Source organism: Desulfonema magnum (assembly GCF_017377395.1).
GTDB lineage: Bacteria > Desulfobacterota > Desulfobacteria > Desulfobacterales > 4be13 > Desulfonema_C > Desulfonema_C magnum.
On sequence record NZ_CP061800.1, the window covers coordinates 841581 to 865259 of the forward strand.

General features: G+C 46.6%; 16 protein-coding genes. 2 read left to right on the forward strand and 14 right to left on the reverse strand.

Annotated features, from left to right (window positions below):
• Positions 1-153: 153 nt before the first annotated feature.
• From dnm_RS03335 to dnm_RS03370, 8 genes are all read right to left on the reverse strand, one after another.
• Positions 154-2013, reverse strand: a complete 1860-nt coding sequence (locus dnm_RS03335) for a methyl-accepting chemotaxis protein (RefSeq protein ID WP_207681303.1) — start codon at positions 2011-2013, stop codon at positions 154-156.
• A gap of 12 nt (positions 2014-2025) precedes the next feature.
• Positions 2026-2808 (reverse strand): substrate-binding domain-containing protein, encoded by a 783-nt coding sequence (locus dnm_RS03340; protein WP_207681304.1) that lies wholly within the window; start codon positions 2806-2808, stop codon positions 2026-2028.
• Between the two features lie 148 nt (positions 2809-2956).
• The gene (locus tag dnm_RS03345; protein ID WP_207681305.1) at positions 2957-4162 is read right to left on the reverse strand and encodes an OmpA family protein; all 1206 of its coding nucleotides are present in this window, start codon (positions 4160-4162) and stop codon (positions 2957-2959) included.
• A 494-nt stretch (positions 4163-4656) separates the two neighbouring features.
• A complete protein-coding gene (locus tag dnm_RS03350) occupies positions 4657-5370 on the reverse strand; it encodes an ABC transporter ATP-binding protein (RefSeq protein WP_207681306.1) in 714 nt (237 codons plus the stop codon).
• A complete protein-coding gene (locus dnm_RS03355; protein ID WP_207681307.1) occupies positions 5363-6151 on the reverse strand; it encodes an ABC transporter ATP-binding protein in 789 nt (262 codons plus the stop codon). Before dnm_RS03355 ends, dnm_RS03350 begins: the two co-directional genes overlap by 8 nt.
• A gap of 6 nt (positions 6152-6157) precedes the next feature.
• Complete coding sequence (locus tag dnm_RS03360; protein ID WP_207683575.1) at positions 6158-7333, reverse strand: ABC transporter permease subunit; 1176 nt, start codon at positions 7331-7333, stop codon at positions 6158-6160.
• A gap of 176 nt (positions 7334-7509) precedes the next feature.
• Complete coding sequence (locus tag dnm_RS03365; protein WP_207681308.1) at positions 7510-8412, reverse strand: branched-chain amino acid ABC transporter permease; 903 nt, start codon at positions 8410-8412, stop codon at positions 7510-7512.
• A gap of 480 nt (positions 8413-8892) precedes the next feature.
• Positions 8893-10026 carry a branched-chain amino acid ABC transporter substrate-binding protein gene (locus dnm_RS03370; RefSeq protein WP_207681309.1) on the reverse strand — a complete coding sequence of 378 codons (1134 nt, stop codon included), beginning with the start codon at positions 10024-10026 and terminating at the stop codon, positions 8893-8895.
• A 328-nt stretch (positions 10027-10354) separates the two neighbouring features.
• Between dnm_RS03370 and dnm_RS03375 the strand changes: the two genes are divergently transcribed.
• Positions 10355-11209: an NAD(+)/NADH kinase gene (locus tag dnm_RS03375; protein WP_207681310.1), complete on the forward strand. Its 855-nt coding sequence runs from the start codon at positions 10355-10357 to the stop codon at positions 11207-11209.
• 1212 nt (positions 11210-12421) lie between these two features.
• Positions 12422-14119 carry an FAD-dependent oxidoreductase gene (locus dnm_RS03380; RefSeq protein WP_246556180.1) on the forward strand — a complete coding sequence of 566 codons (1698 nt, stop codon included), beginning with the start codon at positions 12422-12424 and terminating at the stop codon, positions 14117-14119.
• 747 nt (positions 14120-14866) lie between these two features.
• On the opposite strand, the gene dnm_RS03385 is transcribed toward dnm_RS03380, so the two are convergent.
• The 6 genes from dnm_RS03385 to dnm_RS03410 all read right to left on the reverse strand — a co-directional run bounded on the left by dnm_RS03385 (position 14867) and on the right by dnm_RS03410 (position 23633).
• Positions 14867-15910 (reverse strand): MBL fold metallo-hydrolase, encoded by a 1044-nt coding sequence (locus dnm_RS03385; protein ID WP_207681311.1) that lies wholly within the window; start codon positions 15908-15910, stop codon positions 14867-14869.
• Positions 15911-16682: 772 nt separating this feature from the next.
• Positions 16683-17825: a Coenzyme F420 hydrogenase/dehydrogenase, beta subunit C-terminal domain gene (locus dnm_RS03390; RefSeq protein WP_207681312.1), complete on the reverse strand. Its 1143-nt coding sequence runs from the start codon at positions 17823-17825 to the stop codon at positions 16683-16685.
• A 310-nt stretch (positions 17826-18135) separates the two neighbouring features.
• On the reverse strand, positions 18136-18672 hold the full coding sequence (locus tag dnm_RS03395) for a hydrogenase iron-sulfur subunit (RefSeq protein WP_492208000.1): 537 nt from the start codon (positions 18670-18672) through the stop codon (positions 18136-18138).
• Between the two features lie 49 nt (positions 18673-18721).
• On the reverse strand, positions 18722-19087 hold the full coding sequence (locus dnm_RS03400; protein WP_207681313.1) for a CGGC domain-containing protein: 366 nt from the start codon (positions 19085-19087) through the stop codon (positions 18722-18724).
• A 124-nt stretch (positions 19088-19211) separates the two neighbouring features.
• Entirely contained in the window at positions 19212-20141 is a 930-nt protein-coding gene (locus dnm_RS03405; protein ID WP_207681314.1) for a universal stress protein, read from the reverse strand.
• Between the two features lie 84 nt (positions 20142-20225).
• Complete coding sequence (locus tag dnm_RS03410; protein ID WP_207681315.1) at positions 20226-23633, reverse strand: NAD(P)-binding protein; 3408 nt, start codon at positions 23631-23633, stop codon at positions 20226-20228.
• Positions 23634-23679: the final 46 nt, after the last annotated feature.

The following is a 23679-nucleotide window of genomic DNA, read 5'->3' on the forward strand; positions in this document are numbered from 1 at the left end:
AATCATATTTATCTCGTTATCAGCGATCTGTGTACAGGACAAAAAGTTGCGGTGCGGGAAGAAACCCGGCTTTTTTTCCCGGACGGGACACCTTCCCCCGTCGGAAAAACCCGGGTTTCTTTGTTGCTCATCTTTTTTTGTCCTGTACACAGATCAGCGATTAAAAACCGCAAGTTCATTACCTGCTCCTCTGATTATGATAAATAGCTCCGTTGCGTAGTATTTCAACTGTTCTGCCTGGGCATTCAGCTCTTCGGAAGCACTGGCAAACTCCTCAGCATTGGCAGCATTCTGCCCGATCACCTTTCCCATTTCAGCAACAGCCTTGTTAATCAGTTCGATATTTCTGCTCAGTTCCTTGGTGGCATTGGTAATTGCGCTGGTCTTGTCCCCCATGATTGTCGCGGATCTGACGATACCTTCAAAATCACTGTTCATAATTTTTATTGAGACCGCACACTCAGCTATTCTCTTCAGAGTGGTATCCAGCAGATTCTGGGTTGTTTTAGCCGCCTCCGCTACTCTCACGGACAGATTTCTCACTTCGTCCGCAACAATAACAAAACCGGAACCCGCGTCACCGGCACGGGCCGCTTCCACGGCTGCATTCAGCGACAACAGGTTGGTCTGAAATGCGATCCCGTCAATGAGTTTGATAATCTGTCCGATCTGACCGCTGTCCTTCTCAATCAGGGCAATTTTCTCGGTCAGATCAACAAGCGTCATCACCGTTTTGACGGATTTTTTGATATTATCGTTCATTAATTGCCCTGACCCCCGGGTCAGTTCTGAGGTATCTTTACTTGTAAGGGCCATTTCGTTCAAAGATACGGACGTCTCCTCGGCTGCTGCCGCCTGTTCGGACGTTCCCTCGGCTAACTGGCCGCTTGTGGCTGAGATTTGAGCAGACGCGGATGCCACTGTGAGTGCCGCGTCAGAAAGACCGCTGATGATATGTCTGAGAGGTCGGATAATGGTGCGGACGATGACAGATACCACAGCACATGAGGCCAACAGCGCAATAAGGCCGATGCCTGCCTGATGCCATAATGTGGTTCGAACATCAGCCATCACCTTATCTTCAGGAAATCGGCTAATCACCCACCACTTATCAGTTGACAAGCCCAGGTTAAAGGGCACAAAAATATTGAAGCATCCTGATTTCAGGATAATTTGCTCATAACCAGACTGCATTATTTGAAAAATTTTTTCATCGCTTTTTAATTCCAGAGGCTTTGTAACCAACGCTTTATCTTCACTGTCAGCAACAATGACACCTTCAGGATTAATGATGGTGAGCCTGCCTGCACCGCCAAGCAGCATTTTATTTCCGGCCTCCGTATCGTTCTGTAAAAATGAAATATTAACGCTTGCTCCCACAAGGCCATGAAACACTCCTCCTGTGGAGACAGGCACGGAAAGAATAATGACAGTCACTTTCTTATCCTGCCGGATATAATGAACAGGACCGAATATTTGTTCTTTATTTGCTGACCGGGCCGCCTCATACCAAATTCCGGCTTGGCCGCCGGCGCTGTACAAAGGGGAAGTTAAAAGGGACAGCAATGTTATTTCATCTTTTTCATCACGGATCAGATACGGAGCAAAACGGCCCGTGTTATCGTGACCCATTGTGTTCGCAAACCCCGTGTCAAGGTTGTCAAAGCTGGACTGTTCCCAGCAAGTGAACACACCCGTTGTTTCCTTAAGTTCTCCGGAAAGGTTGTGCAGAATTTCCGTTACCTGCTCACGATCCAAATCAATTTCAGTATGTTCGTTTTTGATCAGGGAAAGCGTATATGCCACCTTGCGCAGTTCTCCCAACACAATATCTATCTGATGTTCAAGCGAATGCGCCTGCTTTCTGGCCAGAGAAACAATACATTCTTCTGCTCTTTCTCTGGCCAGAATGGATGCTCTCCATGTCGAATATGAAATAATTAGTCCAAGGGTGAGAATAAGACAAAGACAGAGCGACGAGATTAATCTGGTTGTAATGGAAAATTTTTTCAAGACTATCCCTCATTACATCTTGTCAGGCGGGAGATAATTATTGGATTTCAGCACATTCAGCCATTTTTCGCTATTAACAAACGTCTTTACTTTATCAACAACTGGGCGTTTTTCTTTTTCAACATCATAGACCAGCCCCACATTCTGCCCTGATGAAAAATTTTTAATATTAAGGACCACACATCCTTTCTCGGCTCTGAGGAGGGATTCGGAACTGAAACCAATTGAACCGGGCGTTTTAGTGATGGCTCTTATGATCTGATGTTCTTTTTTATAACGACGGACAAACGGAGCATTGCGCATAAAAGGATAGTCTTTGCAAAGTGCGGTGTATGCGGCCTCCGTTTTTTCCCGGCCAAGCAGTATGATGGGCATATCAGGGCCTCCGACCGCTTTCCAGTTTTTGATCTTTCCAGTATATATCCCTTCAAACTGCTCTTTGGTAAGCTCGGTGACTTTGACATCCTTATTCACAGCAAAGCCAATATTTATTTTTGCGACAAAAAGTTCCCGGAGCTGGGGATAAGTCTTTTTCTCCTTATCATTCATGGGACGTCCTGTGCGTCCGAACACCTCCTCACCTGTTGCCCATCTGAGACCTCCCGCATGCTTTATGCTTTTCAGGGGAACGGTCATATGATAATCTTTCCCGTCATCAGTGGCGCAAAATTCTCTGGCCAGGAGCCTGACAACTTCCGTGCTTGGTCCCGCACCGGCAATGACAAGCGTCTCCGACGCATAAGCATTTTCCACGAGAATTGCTAAAGAAATTACAATAAACAATAATCTTTTCATCAGGTCTTCCTCCTTTTTTTAATAAATTTCTGATTGTTAAGTACCTATCCATAACTTTTCGATATTTGTCCGGGGAAGAAACCCGGGTTTTTCTCACGGATGAGGCACCTTTCCATATCGGAAAAACCCGGGTTTCTTTACCACCCAATTATTCGTTACAATCAACGACAATAAGTTCAACCCGGCGGTCAATAGCGTCCCGTTCGTCGTCCGTGCCGATGCCCACGATATTCTCATTAAACCCTTTCCCAAAGGCTTCAGAGCGCCGCATCACTTCCGGAAACGCGGATTTTAAGTGCCTCTGAATCGTTTTGGCACGTTGCAGCGACAGAATGTTATTCCACTGCTCCCCTCCTGTCCTGCTGCAATGCCCCACAATACGGAGACAATAAGGACTCTGATGAAAATAGTTGCCGATCTGGCGCAGCCAGCTGTCATATTTTTCTCTTAAATTTTTATCTCCCCAGAATTCAACGGAATTCACTTTAAACAGAAATTTAATTGTCAGGGTTCTGTGTTCTTCTACGCTGACTGAGATAATTTTGGCAAGATTTTTCTCGGCCTCTTCCCAGCATTCCAGCTTTTGATTCGTCAGATATAACCCTATATAAGTTCTTAGCTTTTGGCCTCCCCTGCTTTTTTCTGCCTGGATGAACAAATTCCGGGCAGTTTCATATTCTCCCTCTTCATAAGCGGTTTCCGCCTCTATCCAGATGGCCCTGATTTCCAAAGCATCAAGACTGGTTTTGTCTGTCTGATCACGGGATGTGTTTTTTTCAAGTGTTATTATCTGCCTTAATCTTTCATCTTTTACATACAAAGAACTGTCCCGATATATTCCCGTAGGTTTGTAATCCAGATTTTGGTCAGAAATCCAGACGTCTGATTTTCCGATGACCTTAATTTTTTTTAAATTTCTCACAGCAGCAGAAACATGATATTTTTTTTCGCTGGCCACAGAATCAAGCCCGATGTTCCCGTCCAGGATATAATCTGCAATCTCCAGGTTTTTGGATGTCAGCCTGGCCATATTGAACCCCTTAAAATTTTCCCTGCTTTCTTTCCTGATAATATCTTCAATTGTCCTGCTGATTTGGGGAATTTCATTACTATATTTGTCCGGAAAGGGGATAATCATAAGATTGGCTTTCCGCTGTTCGTTCAATGAATCCCAGTCTGTTTTTACCTGACTCAGTAGGCTGCGGGCCAGCAAGACAATTGCTGTTTCAAACTCAGCAGGCCCGGAAACCTTTTCTGAGGGCGCTCGCGGCTTTAGGATTTTCGCACAGGACCCCAGCATGACCAGAACTGAGATCAGACTTATTAGCACTATCAATGATTTGATACGGTGCATGGTGATTTGCCCTCCTTCTGTTTATGATGTTCAAGAGATATCGTCATAACATCTGTGTTCACTCCGCAATTAATCTGGCTTTTTTTATTTTTGCATAAAAGAGAAAATCAATCAAGGAAGAAGCGGAAAGCAGGAAAAGAAACAGGGCTCAGGAAACGGCTGACATACGTTCCCTGAGCCTGTCGAAGGGAGGGAACAGAGACGGACAAAAAATAATGGCAAAAAGCGGTATTTTCAGACGGCTTAGAATTATCCTGATGCCGGATTACTGGCAAATAAGCAGGAGGGAATGAAGAAACTCGGGACATGCAAATCACAAATCACAAATCACAAATGACTTTCATAAAACGATTTATAAGTACCTAACCATAAGTTTTTAATATCTTCCCGAAGAAGAAACCCGGCTTTTTTTTCGGAATGATGCTTCTCCGACAAAGGAAAAAGCCGGGTTTCTCCGCCGCTCACAGAGAAAAAGGTGTATAAAAAATTTTTGATCAGGTACTTAATCCGAGATAAGCCTTTTTCACTTCTTCATTTGAGAGAAGATTTTTTGCTGAATCTGTAAGAATGATACGGCCATTTTCCATGACATAGCCCCTGCGCGCCACTTTCAGCGCCAGATTTGCGTTTTGCTCCACCAGAAAAATGGTGGTATTGTGTTCGCTGTTTATCTTGCTGATGATATCAAATATCTGTCTTACGATAATGGGAGCAAGCCCCAGAGACGGTTCGTCAAGCAAAAGAAGGCGGGGTCTTGCCATGATCGCCCTGGAAATGGCAAGCATCTGCTGCTCTCCTCCGCTTAATGTTCCGCCAGCCTGATTCCGCCGGTCCGCAAGAATCGGAAACAGCCCGAAAATATATTCCATATCTTCCCGGATGCCCTCTTTGTCTGTCCGTAAGAACGCGCCCATGTCCAAATTTTCCGTCACAGTAAGAAAAGGAAAAATGCGTCGTCCCTCGGGAACCTGGCTGATTCCGAGCGAGACAATCTCATCCGGACGCATCTGATGAATGGGCTGCCCCATGAAATATATTTCCCCTGTCCGGGGCGGCACAATCCCCGAAACGGACATAAGGGTTGTTGTTTTTCCGGCTCCGTTCGCGCCGATGAGCGTAATAATTTCTCCTTCGGAAATCTCAATGTCAACATCTTTCAATGCCTGAATATTTCCGTAAAACGTTTGTATATTTGTGAGTTTAAGCATCAGTTTCTTCCCCGAGATAGGCTTTTATTACAGCAGGATTGTTTTTTATCTCATCCGGTGTGCCCTGTGCGATTTTCTTTCCATAATCCATGACAAATATCCGGTCAGACAGGCTCATGACCAGCTTCATGTCATGCTCGATCAGCAGTATGGAAACTTTTTCATCGTCACGGAGCCTTACAATCAGATCATCAAGTTCCCGTGTCTCCTGGGGATTCATGCCCGCGGCCGGTTCGTCAAGCAAAAGAACAAACGGTTCGGTCGCCATTGCCCGGGCGATTTCAAGACGCCGCTGCGCGCCGTAAGGAAGATTCATCGCAACCTCGTTCACATATTCAGAAAGGCCGATTTTTTCAAGAATCATATAGCTGTCCTCGACAACTTTCTGCTCTTCTTTTACAGTTGCCCTGTTTCTGAAAACAGCTCCCAGGATACCTGATGAACAGCGGCAATGACGACCGATCATGACATTTTCAAGCACCGTCATGTTTGCAAACAGACGGATGTTCTGAAATGTTCGGGCAAGCCCCTTTTCTGTGACAAGATTCGGCTTTAATCCGTTAATCCTTGTTTTTTTTTTGCCTGGCCGCGAAATTATCATGTCGCCTTCCGTGGGTGCGTAAATTCCGGTAATACAGTTAAAAAACGTGGTTTTTCCTGCCCCGTTGGGTCCGATAAGCGCGACAATTTCCCCTTCATTGATATCCATGTCCACATGATCCAGTGCGCGTAACCCTCCGAAGTCCATGGTCAGGCTTTTAATTTCCAGTATGGTTCTCATGATGTTTTAACTCATCTCTGTTTTGTTTTTCAGACCTTCAAATTTATATGTCCGTCGCACATTGCTGATGATTCCCCCGGGGCGAAACACCATCATCAAAACCAGCACTGCCCCGAAAAGGAGTATCCGATATTCGGAAAATGCCCGGAGGTATTCTGGCAAAAGAATCAGGACAAACGCTCCGATAATAACACCGATAATTGATCCCATGCCTCCTAATACAACAATACAGAGAATATTAATGGATTCCCATATGGTAAAACTTGCCGGGTTGATAAAAGTGGTCTTGGCTGCAAAAACAACCCCTCCCATACCTGCCCATGTCGCACCCAGGGCAAACGCTGTAAGCTTGGTCTTTGTTTTGTCAATTCCCATGGCCTGACATGCCACTTCGTCCTCTCTCAGAGCGACCCAGGCTCTCCCGATTCTGGAATCCTGTAATCTGTTTACGACAAACACAGTAAAAAGGGTAAGGCCGATCATCAGAAAATAGATATATATGGTCGCGCCCCGAAGGGAGAAGTCAATACCAAAAAAACCGGGTCGGGGGATATTTGCAATCCCGCTGGGGCCGAAGGAGAACTCATTCCAGTTTTCCAGGACAAGCCGTATGATCTCACCGAATCCCAGGGTTACGATGGCAAGATAATCCCCCCGGAGACGAAGCACCGGAAACCCGAGAATGATTCCGAAAAGCGCTGCCAATCCCGCGCCGATGGGAAGCACGGTCCAGAATCCGAGTCCGTAGTGATAATTCAGAAGCGCGTAGCTGTAGGCCCCCACAGCATAAAACGCCACATATCCCAAGTCGAGCAGACCCGCAAGCCCGACAACAATATTCAGTCCCAATGCTATGGTGACATAAATCAGCGCGGTGATCATAATATTCGTCTGGTACATGGAAAAAACAAACGGGAAGATCACCGCAAAAACAGCAATGGCAATGGCAGCAGGAATATAAATCTTATGATCCTCGAAAAGCCGCTGGCTGAGAGGAACCCTGTCCGTTTCGACCGGCTTGGCTTTCTGGTTGCCTGTCTCTTTTTTTTTCAGGAGATATCGCCAGACAAAGGAAAGAAAAAAACTACCGGCCCCGATGATAATCATATTGTTCCATCGCCACTCCACCACATTCTCGACAGTGTTCACCCGGATAACCATAATGGGAAACGTCAGAAACATGAACCAGATTGAAGCCAGAAACGATTTTTTTATTTCTTCAAAGTTAATCACTTTTCACCCATAAAAAGTTGTGATTGGTGATTGGTGATTTGTGATTAGGAATTATTCCACATTCAAATCAGAAATTACAAATTACAAATCACAAATCACAAATCACAAATCACAAATCATTAAAACTATACTTTTTCCGTTTCAGAGCGTCCCAGTATTCCCTGGGGTCTGAATATCAGAATAAACACGAGGAACAGAAACGCGAAAACATCTTCATAATCACTTGAAATGTAACCAGTAAAGAAGCTTTCTGTCCATCCGAGGACCAGACTGCCCACAACCGCTCCCGGAATGCTGCCGATGCCTCCGAGCACAGCAGCCACAAACGCTTTTATGCCTGCGATAAAGCCGATATAAAAATTGACCATGCCGATATGGGAGGCAATGAGTACTCCTCCCAGTGCGGCCGTTGCGGAACCAATAATAAATGTGAAGGAGATGACCTTGTTCACATCCACGCCCACCAGCATGGCCATGTCCCTGTCCTGTGCTGTCGCGCGCATGGCTTTTCCGATCTTTGTGAACTTTATCAGAAAGGTCAGCAGAATCATTACGATTGTGGTTGCGATGATGATGACAAGCTCCGGTGAGGTGATAATATGAGAATAAGGTTCCCAGAATTCAAAATCCGGGACCAGACACGGGAAAGGAAGAAAATCAGATGTCTGGGCCAGAAGCACATAATTCTGAAGAAACAATGACATGCCAATGGCGCTGATCAGTGCGGAAAGGCGCGGGGCATGCCGAAGCGGCTTGTAAGCCATCTTCTCTATGGTAAATCCATATGCACATGAATAAATTACAGCAGCAACTGACGCAATGACTAAGATCGCTATCTGATTCCAGCCCAGCAGCGTCAGCACACTGATAACAATCAGACCGGTAAATGCGCCGATCATGTAAATTTCGCCATGGGCAAAGTTGATGAGCTGGATAATACCGTAAACCATGGTGTATCCGAGCGCAATCAGGGCATAGATACTGCCGCGTGTAAGCCCGCCTAAAAAAAGTTCAAGGAAATATTCCATTTTAATTAAGTATCTGATTGTTTGTGGGGTTGGGAGTCGGGTGTCTGAATGTCTGATGTTTGCCAATATCCGAGCCAGTCCGCGGGAATTCTCAATCCCGCGGGGGCGATGAACAGCCTTTTGTTTAACTCAGGTCAGCAAATCCGGGCTGCTCCGCGGGAGTTCTCAGGCCCGCGAAAGCAACGAACGGAAAAGTTAATTACCTAACCATAAATTTTTAATATCTGCCCAGGGAAGAAACCCGGGTTTTTTTTCGAAATGATACGTCTCGGATAAAGGAAAAACCCGGGTTTCTCCGCCACTCGCAGAAAAAAAGTATATAAAAAACTTTTGCTCAGGTACTTATAACTCGGTAATCAATTTTTTTTCTGTCATTCCTGCTTTCGCAGGAATGACAGATTTTTTGTTCAATCCAGGTCAAAAAGCTTGATTATCGAGTATAAACAGTTAGACAACAACGACATTTAAACACTCAATATCCTATTTTAATTCAACATAAACGCCGTTTTGGACCTGGTACATTGAAAAGCCCACACCGATTGCGTCCCCGCGTTCGTCAAAGCTGATTTTTCCAAGGGGGGTTTCAACATATTCGGTTTTCAGGGCTTTTGAGACTGCTTCGTAATCTGTGGAACCGGCCTTTTCTATGGCATTGAGCAGAGCCAGTGTGGCAGCGTAGGCATTAAGAAAGAAGGCCCCGGGATCTGATCCATATGTTTTTTTATGGGCTTCTGTTGCAGCAATGGTGAGAGGGTTTTTTGATGTGTCTCTGGGGCCGGTTGCATATACGCCTTCGGCATATTTTCCGGCAGTCTTGATGAATGTGTCATCTTTAACGCCGTCATCGGAAATGAGGAGGGTCTTCATTTTCTTTTTGCGCATCTGCATGGCGATTTTAGCGGCTTCAGGATGGTAACCGCCAAATATCACGGCTTCGGCTTTGGATCGTTTTATTTTCTGAACAACAGCGGAATAATCAACCGCCCCCGGTGTGATGCCTTCGTACAATACAAGTTCCGCGCCCTCGGCTTTTTCCAAAAAGGTCTTTGCAAATTCAGCCAGTCCTTTGCCATAATCCCCTTTGTCATGAAGCACGGCAATTTTTTTAAGCTTCAGAATATTCAGTGCAAAATCAACTTCAAGCCTTGCCTGGGCATCATCAGAAGCAATTGTCCGGTAAAAATTGGGATAATCACCGCTCTGGGTAAGCGGGGGATTGGTGGCTGAGGGAGATATGGCAATGATTCCCGCATCTTTATAAATACCAAGAGCGGCCTTTGTGGCACCGCTGCATATATGTCCCACAACCACGGGAACTTTCAGGGATACCAGCTTGGTCGCGGTGTTGGTGGCAACTTCGGGCTTACATACATCGTCTTCGACAACAAGCTCAACTTGTTTGCCAAGAACGCCGCCTTTTGCATTGATGTCCCTGACAACAAGTTCAGCGGCCTTTACGGTGGGAAGTCCGTAAGAAGCAAGGTCCCCGCTGTGGGCTCCGGCCACGCCGACCTTGATTGTTTCCTCTGCCAGACCGGTTCCGCAGATGGTGAACGTCATAAACAGTCCGATGATTACTGAGACAAACAGATTTTTAAAACGATTTTTTGCCATTCTTACTCCTTTCTTTCATAAAAAAGTTTGGTGTAGCGATTCAGAAAGTTCCTCATGTCTGAGTCGTTAAAGTTTTACACAGGATAGGTGAGGTGCGGAATCACCTGGCCGGCGTCCTGGAAAATCTGAAACAAAATACTGTGAAAATGAGTTCAGATAAAGCTTATGTTCCCTTTATAACAATAAAAAGAAAGAGTCAAGCCTCAAAAGAAATTCATTGTATTCAAAAAATATCTTGCTGAACCTTTGTCATATTTGTATGTATGAATAATTGTGTGAAAAACTGACTGTAAAACACAGAAACGGAAAGGGAGCAACTGTAACTGTTTTGAAAAAGATAGGATTGGTCGTAAAAATAGATACTGAGGCAGGCCGGAAAGCTGATGAATTTGAAAACTGGCTTCGGTCAAGAGGGATTGATGTTGTAAGGAAAAAGAATCTGCCGTCAGGTCCCAGAATGTCAGGCAGCAAGATATCTTACGCACCTTCGGACCTGGATTGTGTTTTCGTGCTGGGGGGAGACGGGACATTTTTAAGCGCGGTTCGCTGGATAGGGGATCAGAATATACCGATTATCGGCATCAAGTTCGGTGAGGTCGGGTTTCTGGCCGAGATCACAGAAGACAGCTTGTTTTATGTTGCTGAAACCATACTCAGCAAAGAGTTTGTCACCACCTCCCGGATGCGTCTTCTGGTCACAGTCATCCGGGAAAAAGCGGAGATTGCCCGTGAAACCGTGTTAAACGATATTGTCATCAACAAGAGCGCGCTTGCCACACTTGCCAATATAAAAACATATATAAATGACCATTACCTGACAACATATAAGGCTGACGGGCTTATCGTCTCAACCCCCACCGGTTCGACAGCGTATTCCCTTGCAGCGGGCGGTCCTGTTGTCCATCCCGCGGTTCCCGGCATAATTATGACACCGATTTGCCCTTTTACACTGACCAACCGACCCCTGATTGTTCCTGACTCGGTGTTTATAAAATTCAAACTGGCCAAGGGAGCTTCGGACATCATGCTGACTTTTGACGGTCAGCTGGGCTTTGAAATAGATGACAGAGATACCATTATCGTTCAAAAGGGACAGCATCCTGTCAACATGATCAACATGCCGGATCAGCATTATTTTGACGAGCTGAAAGCCAAATTAAGATGGAGCGGAGGGCGTGTGTAAAAAAACATTGCGCCAGCATTACAGAATTAGCGGATGTTTTCAATTGTTACCATATCGTCATCTCTCCTAATAAAAAAATAAGCCATATGCATGAGCCATCCAAAGATAACCGGCAAATAAACCGGCAATAAACCAAAGAAGTCGGGATGATATTTGTTCAAACATCTTACTGCTCCTTTCTTCTGTTTTATAGATTTAAAACAAATGTCTGTCATTCCGGAGTGCCAAACTTGCAGTTTGGCGATATCTCTGATGCCCGGAAACCGGACACTTTTGCCAAACTGCAAGTTTGGCACTCCGGATAATCTTTTTCTGAAAGCCTATAGTCACTTAATAACGATCATCATCTGTCTCCATCAGAGAATGACTGTTATCATTAACATACACAGAACAGATGAAAACCTTTCGTTTGTGTGGCTTCTTTCATTTTCACATTCTTATGTGAAGTATGGGAGCTGTCTGGTGCTGGAAAAGGCGCTGCCCATCTTTGTTATAACTCAATGTTCAAGTTTTTTGACCCGGTTCGACTAAAAACCCTGTCATTCCTGCGAAAGCAGGAATCCATTTTGGGCAGAGGCCGCGCTTCCGGAAGCAGTGGATTCCTGCTTTCGCAGGAATGACAGAGAAAAACTTGAACATCGAGTATAAGCAAAGGGCTGAAAATTTATGGCCAGATGTCTAACAGAAAACATGCAAAAACTTTTGTCCGAGTACTTATGTCTCTTTTAACATTCTCAGTAGATCGAAAAGTTTTCGGGCTGTCGCGGGACAGACACGGCGAGCGGGGGAGAAACCCGGCTTTTTCCGGCGGGGGAGTCTTCTGTCCGGGGAAAAAAACCCGGGTTTCTTTGCCATGCCGCACACAGTCCGGAAACTTTTTGATCTACTGATTCTGAGAAAAAATAAATTGCCGGCAGATCGGGAATTCCTGACTCATCCGAAAAAAGTTCAGTCTGATGACTGTTCTGAAAATCTGCAAAAGCGACACCCGATATTCAAGTTTTTTTGTTGACTGAATTTATTGATAGTTTTTAAACTGGGATTTTATGTTGCATAACGTAAATTCAATAGATTATATTTTCAAACTGTTAAAACAGAATATTTGCATCAGGTTTTTAACTATTTGAAAATACTATTTTTATGTGGTTATATATAAATGGCTTGGGCATCGGGTGATATTTGAGAATTAATTTTAAAAAGGAGAAAAACATTATGCCGATAAAACTGCTAATTATCGGAGGCGTTGCCGGCGGTGCGACTGCGGCTGCCCGGGCGCGGAGATTAGATGAGCACGCGGAGATCATTATTTTTGAAAGAGGAGAGCATATTTCTTTTGCGAATTGCGGCCTTCCGTATTACATCGGAGGGGTTATTGAAAATCGGGATGATCTTTTGGTGACCACCCTTGAAGCGTTCCGGGAGAGATATCATATTGATATAAGAATTTTCTCCGAAGTTACTGCCATTGACGCGAAAAACAAGCAGGTCGAGGTAAAAAAACTTACCACAGGAGAGACTTACAAAGAAAGCTACGACAAGATCATTCTTTCCCCGGGTGCGGAACCTCTCAAACCGCCCCTTGAAGGCATAGAACTCAGGAATATTTTTAACTTGCGGAATATTCCTGATTCAGATCAGATCAAGGCATATGTTGACACCCGGAAACCTGAATCCGCAGTGGTTGTGGGCGGCGGTTTCATCGGCCTTGAAATGGCAGAAAATCTTGTACACCGAGGCGTCAGCACGACCATTGTTGAAATGCTTGATCAGGTGATGCCGCCCCTTGATCATGAAATGGCCGCCATTGTTCAGGCTCATTTGAAGGAAAAAGGCGTGACATGCGACCTGGGTAACAGCGTTGAATCCTTTTCCGAAAAAGGGGAGCGTATCATTGTTTCCACGAAAAAAGGGAATGATATTGAATGCGACATGGTCATATTATCCGTGGGCGTCAGGCCTGAGAACAAGCTTGCCAAGGAACTCGGACTTGAAATCGGTACCCGCGGGGGGATAAAAGTTGACGCAACCATGAGGACGTCAGATCCGAATATTTATGCGGTCGGGGACGCTGTTGAAGTGAAAGATTTTGTCACGGGCCTGCCCACGATGACCGCACTTGCCGGCCCCGCGAACAAACAGGGCAGAATTGCCGCGGACAATGTGCTGGGGAGAAAATCCGTTTTCAGAGGCACGTTGGGAACGGCTGTGGTAAAAGTATTTGATATGACAGTTGCCTCAACCGGTGCCAGTGAAAAACTGCTGAAGAACAATAATATCCCTTATCTGCTCAGTTACACGCATTCCGGGTCTCATGCGTCTTATTATCCCGGGGCAGAAATGATGGCAATCAAGCTGATTTTCTCGCCAGGAAGCGGTGAAATTCTCGGTGCGCAGATTGTCGGCATGGAAGGCGTGGACAAACGGATTGATATTCTCGCCACTGCCATCCGGGGAACAATGACGGTCTATGACCTTGAAGAACTTGAACTGGCTTATGCACCGCCTTATGGTTCTGCCAAAGACCCGGTGAATATCGCTGGATTTGTCGCCTCAAATATGTTAAAGGGCGATGTTGAAAATATGAACTGGGATGAAGTCAGCGACCTTGAACAAACCGGATATGTTCTGATAGACCTGCGAAACAAGGACGAGCTTGATGAATCCGGAAGTATCAGCACAGCGTTGCATATCCCGTTGCACGAATTACGCAAAAAATTGCCTGAACTGGAGAAGGATAAAAATTATATTGCTTTCTGTGCTATCGGTCTCAGGGGTTACGTTGCTTATCGCATTCTGACTCAGAACGGATTCAAATCCAAAAACCTGAGCGGAGGGTATAAAACCTATCTGGGTGCAAGGGAGAAGATAATGAAGGAATCCTCCCAGACGCCTCTCTGGCTTGGGGAATAGATATGACGCGGGGTGGGTTACCATATGCATCAGGCTAAGATCGTAACTCATTGTTTTTATTAACCCGTGATCTGCCGGACGGGGTTTGCAACCCCGTCCGAAATATTTTCCGACCCCCGAAAACAAACGTTTCGGACGGGGTTGCAAACCCCGTCCGGCAGTCTTAGCCTGATGCATATGGGGTGGGTTACTGCTACACTGGGGTGATGAAAATGTCACAAACCGGGCTGACAATTGCGATCCCATTTTTATTCCGTAAATTTTTTATGACTTAAAAATCAGGCAGTTAAAAAATGAGGGGAACAAAAACGGGATCAGCTTTTTCAGAGCCTTGGAAACATTTTCATCACCCCACTGCTACACGATGCCCACCCTCCGCGTAATGCCTACCTGCTCAGGATGCAGCCATAATCACACTGCCCGACTTTAGCTGGTGTGCGCTTCCGGCTCCGGAGATTCCGGCAATTGTCCGCACAATGACACGGCAGCCTCAGATCCTCGCATATATTTCGGAATTATCAGTTATATATTTTGGGTAGTGTTCTGAAACCGGACTTAAGCTTTTTAATCTATTGAATCAATTTGGCAAATATCGGAGCTAGCCCAGTTTTAGAACAGCGCCGGATTTCTTAGGGAACTCGAAATAAATAATATACCCGGTTCGGGAAAATGTAGGGTGGGTGCAGCGAAGCGGAACCCACCCTACATTTCGGGTAGATTATTTTTTGGAAAATTCCTTACTTGTCATTATCCAAAACTAACTTCATCTCCGTTCCCCACATAAAGATCGCTTGCAGAGCCATTTCTGCCCGTGCCTCTGACAACAGGATAGCCCAGTTCGATCATTCTCTGAACAGCCGCAAGGCCGGTGCAGTGATTGCAGGCAATCTTTTTGAAACCGTATTTTCCCATGCCTTTGACAAGGTGTTCACGTTCCGGATTCATTGGCCCGAACGGTGCGATATGGAGTCCTCCGTAAACACCGTACAGATTTTCGCCTCCCACGATATTTTCCCGGGCAAAGTCAGCAAAGGTCAGAATAGTCTGATGGCAGCATCCGGTAACACAGACAATCCCCTTGTCTTTGACATTGAAGTAGAGAGATGCTTCACCGCGGACACGGATAAGAATTGGCAGATCAAAGGCCACGGCAGCACAGCCGTCATAGAGTTTGTTCACTTTTCCAGGCTCAAACCGGACAAGTTCACCCTGGTGAGGAATTCCGTTTCTTGTGCCGGCCGTGATAAATTCGGCCCCTTTCAGAAACTGCATTCCTTCGGGATAAAAGGTGTCGGGAATGAGGATTTTGATTTCCGGGTTGTATTTCAGTACGGATTCCAGCCCCCAGAAATGATCGAGATGCTCATGGCTGATCATCAGAAACTCAATTTCGCCATTTTTCAGCATCTTGTCAATACCTTCCCGTTTGAAACAGTTGTCCATGTACGCGGTGTTCCATCCGGTATCCAGAAGAAATTTGTGATGAGTGCCGTCCAGGCTTTCCATGTCAATCAGCGTACTGCTTCCGGCTGCGTTTTCAGGATCCCACGGAATAATCCATTGGTTGGTTTCTAAGCCACCGGCAGCGTTCATCTGACCGACAAGTTTCTCCTCGTCAAACCAGCCGACTTCGGAAATGCATTTTATCTTTACGCTTTTGCACTGACCAATATCATACTTGCTCTCCGCAAGAGTCTCCGAGGCTTTGTGAACGACGCTTCCCCCGCCACTCGGAACAGCGTCTCCGGCAACCATGGTTCTGACAAAATGCCTTCTGTCTGTCTCTTTCATAAATTCATCTCCTTTAAGCGTGTTAGGTGTTAGGTGTTAAGTGTTAAGGGATTTCCTAAAAAACAAAATACCCGGATGTAGGGTGGGTGAAGCACAGCGGAACCCACCGTTCACAACTTCACCCACCCTGTATTTTTCATATTTTCCTGAATCGGGTATATTATTTATTTTGAGTTTTCTAAGTTTTAGATGTCAGCTAGGAAGGAAGCGCGTTCCCAAACCAAAATTCGGAGGCGTGTTTGCGGGTTCTATCCGGAGTGCTGAAATGAAATTTTAGCGCATTTTTCGGAAGCGTGTTTGCGGATTCTATCCGGAGTGCTGAAATGAAATTTTAGCGCATTTTTCGGAAGCGTGTTTGCGGATTCTATCCGGAGTGCTGAAATGAAATTTTAGCGCATTTTTCAGAGGCGTGTTTGCGGATTCTATCCGGAGTGCTGAAATGAAATTTTAGCGCATTTTTCAGAGGCGTGTTTGCGGGTTATATCCGGAGTGCTGAAATGAAATTTTAGCGCATTTTTCAGAGGCGTGTTTGCGGATTATATCCGGAGTGCTGAAATGAAATTTTAGCGCATTTTTTCAGAGGGCCTCGGGCGTGAGCTTGTGCTAAAATTTCATTTCAGCATTCCTCGGCCGATCACTCCTCCAAATCATAAACGGCCCAATGTTTGGGAACGAGAACAATGGAAAATCAATTGCTTCTGTCCTGATGATTTTCTGATGCGTGTTCACCGGAAATTATATTTCGCTATGTGTCAGCGGAGTAGCTTTCGGGCTAGTTTATCCCCACAACCTCCTCGAATTCAGCCTCACGGAACACGGACAGGGGCGCTTCCTCGTCAAGACTTCTTCCGGGTTCGTAATTAAAGGCTTTCTGGGTCTGATGAGACACGGTGCGGAACAGTTCCATCACCGGAATATCATTGGGACACGCGTTGGAACACTGACCGCATCCCACACACGCTGTACTCATATGTGCCAGACGGGTGATATGATAAAACACGGTGTCTGTCGGCATCTTAATGGCCCCTTTTCTGGCCGCCCATTTCAGATATTGCGACGGCTCATGATTAAACACATCCGTCACAAAGACACATTCCTTACAGTAACAGACCGGACAGGCCACTCTGCAATTGTAGCAGTTGACACAATTGGCAAGATAGGTGGTCAGCTTTTCCACACTGTTCGTGGCTTCCGCAGTTTCTGCGAACATTTTGTCACGATACGCCACTCGCTCCGCAATCAGAGACTGAACTGCCGCTTTACGCGCCGAGGGTTCCTCTGCTTCGGAAAGATTAAGATTGTTGAAAAGTGCCTCCCCTCTCGGGGTCAGAGATTGGACCATGAAGTGCTTTTCCGTGTCAACGCCGACAAGTCCGATAAGCATGTCCGCTGCCACAGGAATCGGAAACTCACACGATTTGCAGGCCGGAGACAGGTCAATATCCTCCATGGCAGCCCCCTTGCCTGAAAGAACATTCCGATAAAACAATGCTGTGGATTCTGTCCCTTTTTTTTCAAGGAACCGAAAATAATCTTTATTATTATATGTTCCCAGACAATCCGTTCCAATAATTATGAGTTCCTCAGTTCTCGCCTGTCTGAGTTTCACCAACTCAACAAAAGCCCGAATCTCACAGGGACGAAGAACTGCCACCACTTTTCCGCCCATAGGTTTTCGCGTCAATCTGGATACAATTTTCGCAGCATTCATGGGAAAAGCCGGTGCCAGGGGGTCTGCGTCATCCAGATACTCAGGATCATTTACCAGCACAGGCATCACAACATTTTTCATGGGAAGGTGCTGCGGAATCAGCATGGCGCTCACATCTTCCATTTCAAGCACGGATTTGAGAAGGCTCCGAAGGGATGCTAAAAGGTCTTGATTTTTTACCTCAATTTTTGCCGTTTTCGCCATTAAATTCCTCCTGATTTTTTGAAACTTGAAACTTGAAACTTGAAACTTGAAACTTGAAATTTGAAATTTGAAATTTGAAATTTGAAATTTGAAATTTGAAATTTGAAATTTGAAATTTGAAATTTGAAATTTGAAATTTGAAATTAAAGCTTCTGAGAAGCTACGTTCAGTTCCAAATTTTCAGCAAACAGAAACTGACAACCAAAATTCAGTTCCCAAAAACCGGAATCCGGAATCCGGAATCCGAAATCAAGTTTCAAGTTTCAAGTTTCAAGTTTCAAGTTTCCAGTTTCAAGTTTCCAGTTTCCAGTCATATCACCATTTTTAGTTTGGCTTCATTTGGTCCGAGGTCTCTGATCTGAGCGACCAGTTCCCGCATCACTTCAGCGAACTCAATGCCGTCGCTGGCACCGATCCAGGTCAGTCTGAGTCGTTCCTGTTCAAAACCGAACTGGGGAAGGATTTCCTTGAGCAGTTTTATCCGTCTGCGGGCTTTGTAATTTCCGTTGATATAATGGCAGTCTCCCGGATGACACCCGCTTACGAGTACGCCGTCCGCACCTTCGAGAAGCGCTTTGATTATATATTGCGGATCAACCATTCCGGTACACATGACCCGGATCAGCCGCACATTTTGGGGATAGGAGAGTCTGGAGGTTCCGGCCAGGTCCGCAGCCGTGTAAGTACACCAGTTACAGACAAAGGCGATAATGGTGGGTTCAAAATCCGTCATATTTTCCTCCGCTTTGTTATTTGCCAGCCGCCTGTTATGACTTTCCGGAGTGCCAGACTTGCAGTTTGGCAAGGCATCTGATGCCCCTAAAGCGGTGATTTTGCCAAACTGCAAGTTTGGCACTCCGGATAAAAACTATAATAAAAAACGGACAATGAACAAATTAAGCAAAGATGTCATTTGGTATGTAAGGATGGGTTCCTTCGATCACCTCTACGCCAGCCTTTGCTTTGATCTTGTTGATGATGGGTTCTTTATAATGACAATGATCCATAATGCACGGTGCGATATGAACTTTGGTGGGCCTTTCTTCCATAGGTTTGTTCCACAAGTTCAGTTGTGCCAACCGCGGCACAATGCCGGCCCCGGGACAGTCCCCGCATCCCAGAATACCGATAAGCTCGGCATCCTGATCTTTGTAACGGGCAAACTCCCCTTCTCTTCGGTTAAAACCCACCATACATCTTGAACAAGCAATACAAACATCATCCATAGTCCGCTTACATCCTACAATCAAAATTTTCTCCATCTATCTTAAACTCCTCCTTTTTAGGTTTTTAGTTTCAAGTTTTGTGTTTATAACGGATTTCAGTGAGAGCATATGATAAAATGATTTAGAAACCGGTTTTATCAGTCTTCAATTCAAACAATTCTCAGGGAACAAGCCATACCGCCCGGTCAGCGCTTTTATCCAGCACATATTTTGAAACGCTTCCCATAAAAAACGCTTTGCTGTTTCCCCGTCTGCCGATGATCAGGGTCCCGTAATCCTCCTTTTCCGCCTCTTCCGCGATTGCCTTGCCCACATTCCTTAATGCTTTGATTTCCCTGATTTCAATCTGATCATCCCTGATTCCCGCTTCTTTGAATTTCTGGTAAGCATGAACCAGAAAGCGATCAACACATTTTTTATCCCCCTGCACAAAGATATCTTCAATATCTCCGTCCCTGTCCTCGATATCAATCTCGCAGACATCTCTGAGGCCGGGCACAACATGAAGCAGTGTGGCTTTGATATTCGGGTTCTGACTTGCAATAAAGCTGAAATGATCCACTGCGCGAAGCGAGCTTTGAGAACCATCTATGGCGATCATGATCTTTTCAGAACTTATTTCTCCGTCAATGATCCATAGCGGAATCAGTTTTGAATGTTCCGCGAGGGTGCTGGTCAGGCTTCCCATAAAGATTTCCTGAGCACGGGAAAGTCCCCGCCGTCCCACGACAATTGCGTCCCAGAGTCCTTCCTGTGCATATTCCAGAATATCTTTGGCAATGCCTGTTTTTTGGGAAAGGGTCTTTGTTTCGATACGTTTTTCATCTATCCCCATTCTGATCATCTGAGATTTGTAATCCGCCAGCAGATGCTCTGCGTTTTCCTTTCTTTTCTTTCTGGTTTTTTCCAGAGCAAATTTTGCTTTGAGGCTGGTCTTGGCTTCATCCGTAAGAAATTGGGATATGGCCGGCTGTACATTAAAAAGGGTGTAAGACAGTTCTGATACAAAAGATGACATTCTGACCGCATACTGAACCGCTTGTTTTGAATGAACAGAATCATCAACCGCCAGCAGAATTTTCTTTTTCACGGGCATTTCCCCTTCTCTTTTCCGGTTTTAAGTTTCAAGTTTCAAGTTTCAAGTTTCAAGTTTCAAGTTTCAAGTTTCAAGTTTTTACATTCCCACCGCATGGATTGCATCCATAATTCCTTCAAGTTCTGCGAAAACTTGCGTCTCCATGAAATGTCTGATCTGGGCCGCGCCGCTGGGACAGAATCCTGAACAGCTTCCGCAGCCTTTGCAGACCGCTTCGTTGACCACTGACACGCCTCGGCGTTCGTCAAATTCAATGGCGGAATAGGGACATAATCCGATACAGGTCTGACATCCCGCGCATATATCCGGATCAATCCAGGAGATGGCGGAGGGAACTTCCACATGCCCCCGGGTCGCGAGGGAAAGGGCTTTGGCCGCTGCCCCCGAGGCCTGGGACACAGTATCCGGGATATCCTTAGGCGACTGACAGGCTCCGGCGATAAATACCCCGTCCGTGGCAGTGTTCAGCGGTCCCAACTTGGGATGTTCCTCTAAAAAAAAGCCGTCCGCTCCCTGGTTCACGCCGAAAATTCTGCCGACATCCACCGTGTCTTTTCGGCTCTCCATCGCGACGCAGAGTACTGCCATATCCACAGGAACCCGGATTTTTTTGCCCAGAAGCGTATCCTCTGCAATGGCGATGAGCTTCCCTTTTTCATCGGGCGTGCGGGCGCGGTCCGTAATTTCAGCAACTTTTCCTCGGATAAAAATCGTGCCTTCTTCCTGGCACCGCCGATAAAACTCCTCATACCCTTCTCCGAAGCAGCGCATGTCAATGTAAAAGCTATAGACTTTGGTATCGTGCCCCACTTTCTCCTTGATGAGGTGGGAAAATTTAAGCGCGTACATACAGCAGACCCGAGAACAGTATTCGTGATAGTTCACATCCCGGCTGCCGATACAATGGAGAAGTGCAACGCTCCTCGGTGTTTTTGTCAATTCGCCATTTTCATCTCTGATGAGTATCTTTCCGCCGGTAGGCCCCGTGGCATTGCTGAGGCGTTCAAACTCAAGACTGGTGAAGACATTGGGATATTTGCCATAACCATAGGGCTTCATCGGCGTAGGATCCATGGCATCATATCCCGTGGCAAGGATGATGCTTCCCACTTTTACCTGGATGTCCTCTCCTTTCATGGTGTGGTCAACCGCTTTTGCCTCGCAGACCCTCACGCATTCCATGCACTCGCAACAGCCGCCGCAGTTGAGACAGCGGGCAGCTTCTCTCACCGCCTGTTCTTCGCTAAATCCCATGGCTGCCTCTTCAAAGGACTGTGCCCTGACTTTCGGGTCCAGATGCGGCAGGTGTTCTCTCGGCTGAGGAACACAGTCCTTAGGGATTTCCCGCCAGTTCTTCTCTGAAAGTTCACGCTCGGGAGCGAGTTCTTCAGTCGCTTCCGGATAAATTCCCTGCAAATAGAGATGAATTTCATGTGCGGCCTTGTGGCCTGCCGCGACCGCTTCGACCACCGTGGCCGGACCGGTTACCGCATCTCCTCCGGCAAAAACATGGGAAATACCCGTCCCCATGGTGCGAGGGTCCACCTGAACAGTGCCGCGGCGGGACCATTTCAAACCTGACAGGCCCTCTGACCAGGATGCGTCGGTCCGTTGGCCAATGGCCGGAATAATGGCATCGCAGGAAATGACAAATTCAGACCCCTCCACAGGCACAGGACGACGGCGTCCGGTCGCGTCGGGAGGTCCCAGTCTGGTTTGCAGACATTCAAGCCCTGATACCTTTCCTGCTTTCTCCTTCACCCGGACCGGTGCGGTGAGGTAGGAGAAAACAATATTTTCCTCAATCGCGCCGTGAATCTCCTCCGGGTACGCGGGCATTTCCTCTGCGGAACGCCGATAGACCACGTGAACTTCCTCAGCCCCCATGCGTTTCGCTACTCTGGCCGCGTCAATGGCTACGTTCCCGCCGCCAATGACAACAACTTGGTTTCCCGGACACTTTCCTTGTCCCAGGTTCACCTCTCTCAGAAAACGAACCGCGTCTGTAACGCCCTCAGTCTCTTCTCCGGGAATCCCCAGGTTCAGAGAACCATGTGAGCCGACTCCCAGAAAAACAGAGGAAAACCCTTGTTTTTCCAAATCATCAAGCGTGATATCCGAACCAAATCGTACCCCGGTGCGGGCTTCCACCCCCATGCGGAGGATGTAGCCGATCTCCCGATCAAGAATATCCGGCGGAAGACGATAATCCGGGATTCCCACCCGGAGCATTCCGCCCAGCCGGGGAAGGCTTTCAAAGAGCGTTACCGAATAGCCCAGAAGCCTCAGATCATACGCGACCGTCAGTCCCGCAGGCCCGGAACCGACGACGGCCACTTTTTGGTCATTCTCCTTGATTTCAGGCAGAGCCAGGTTTTCCATATCCACCTGGTCCGCGGCAAAGCGTTTCAGGTCCCGGATAGCCACAGGCTCATCCACGTCACAGCGACGGCATTCACTTTCGCAGGGATGGGGACAGACTCTTCCCAACACCCCGGGAAAGGGCAGTTTTTCCATAATAAGCCGGAACGCGGCTTCATATTTTCCCTGTCTGACCAGTTGGACATATCCCTGGACATTCACCCCCGCGGGACATGCTCTGACACATGGCGCACGGTCTCTTTTATCAATACAAAACGTAATCGGCACAGCTTGGGGAAAAGCCCGGTAGATGGCTTTTCTGTCTATAAGTCCCTCATTCCATTCGCTTGGCACGGATACCGGACAGACTTTCTCACATTCGCCGCATCCGGTGCAGATGCCCTCTTTCACATATCTCGGCTTTCTACGGATGGTCACGGTGTAGTTGCCAATATATCCTGAGACGTCCGTGACCTCGCTGTACGATAAAAGTTGGATATTTGGTTCCTGAGCCACCTCGACCATTTTCGGGGTTCCGATACACGCTGCGCAGTCAAGGGTGGGAAAAGTTTTGTCGAACTGGAGCATATGTCCGCCAATGGTGGTATCCTTTTCCACCAGATAAACATTATGGCCTCCTTTGCCCACATCCAGTGCGGCCTGCATCCCCGCTATGCCTCCCCCCAGTACCAAAACATCAGGATGGACATCCACCTCACGAGTTTCAAGACGATGATGATAATTGACCCGGCTGATGGCTGCGGCAGCCAGAGATTTTGCCTTCCGGGTGGCCTCATCCTCATTCTCAGTCACCCATGAAACCTGTTCCCGGACAGAGGCCATCTGGAACATATACGGATTAAGCCCGGCTCGCTGGCACGCCCCCTGGAAGGTCTTTTCGTGAAGCCTCGGGGAACAGGATGCCACCACGACGCGGTTCAGTCCATATTCCCTGATGTCCTTCTCAATCATCTCCTGACCCGGATCTGAACACATGAACTTGTAATCCCGGGACACAACGACATTTTTTAATTTCCGAGCAAAGGCTGCCACCTCCTCCACACGAACTCTGTATGCGATGTTAATTCCACAGTGACAGATATAAAATCCTATCTTTACGGACATGATCACCCCCTTTTTTTAATGGATAATGGATAATGGAGAATGGAAA

Bases quoted from the DNA above. Each gene is read 5' to 3' on its own strand.
- dnm_RS03400 (WP_207681313.1), bottom strand. From the start codon at position 19,087: ATGGAGAAAATTTTGATTGTAGGATGTAAGCGGACTATGGATGATGTT.
- dnm_RS03355 (WP_207681307.1), bottom strand. From the start codon at position 6,151: ATGAGAACCATACTGGAAATTAAAAGCCTGACCATGGACTTCGGAGGG.
- dnm_RS03390 (WP_207681312.1), bottom strand. From the start codon at position 17,825: ATGGCGAAAACGGCAAAAATTGAGGTAAAAAATCAAGACCTTTTAGCA.
- dnm_RS03385 (WP_207681311.1), bottom strand. From the start codon at position 15,910: ATGAAAGAGACAGACAGAAGGCATTTTGTCAGAACCATGGTTGCCGGA.
- dnm_RS03340 (WP_207681304.1), bottom strand. From the start codon at position 2,808: ATGAAAAGATTATTGTTTATTGTAATTTCTTTAGCAATTCTCGTGGAA.
- dnm_RS03360 (WP_207683575.1), bottom strand. From the start codon at position 7,333: ATGTTTCTGACGTTTCCCATTATGGTTATCCGGGTGAACACTGTCGAG.
- dnm_RS03365 (WP_207681308.1), bottom strand. From the start codon at position 8,412: ATGGAATATTTCCTTGAACTTTTTTTAGGCGGGCTTACACGCGGCAGT.
- dnm_RS03380 (WP_246556180.1), top strand. From the start codon at position 12,422: ATGCCGATAAAACTGCTAATTATCGGAGGCGTTGCCGGCGGTGCGACT.
- dnm_RS03370 (WP_207681309.1), bottom strand. From the start codon at position 10,026: ATGGCAAAAAATCGTTTTAAAAATCTGTTTGTCTCAGTAATCATCGGA.
- dnm_RS03350 (WP_207681306.1), bottom strand. From the start codon at position 5,370: ATGCTTAAACTCACAAATATACAAACGTTTTACGGAAATATTCAGGCA.
- dnm_RS03410 (WP_207681315.1), bottom strand. From the start codon at position 23,633: ATGTCCGTAAAGATAGGATTTTATATCTGTCACTGTGGAATTAACATC.
- dnm_RS03345 (WP_207681305.1), bottom strand. From the start codon at position 4,162: ATGCACCGTATCAAATCATTGATAGTGCTAATAAGTCTGATCTCAGTT.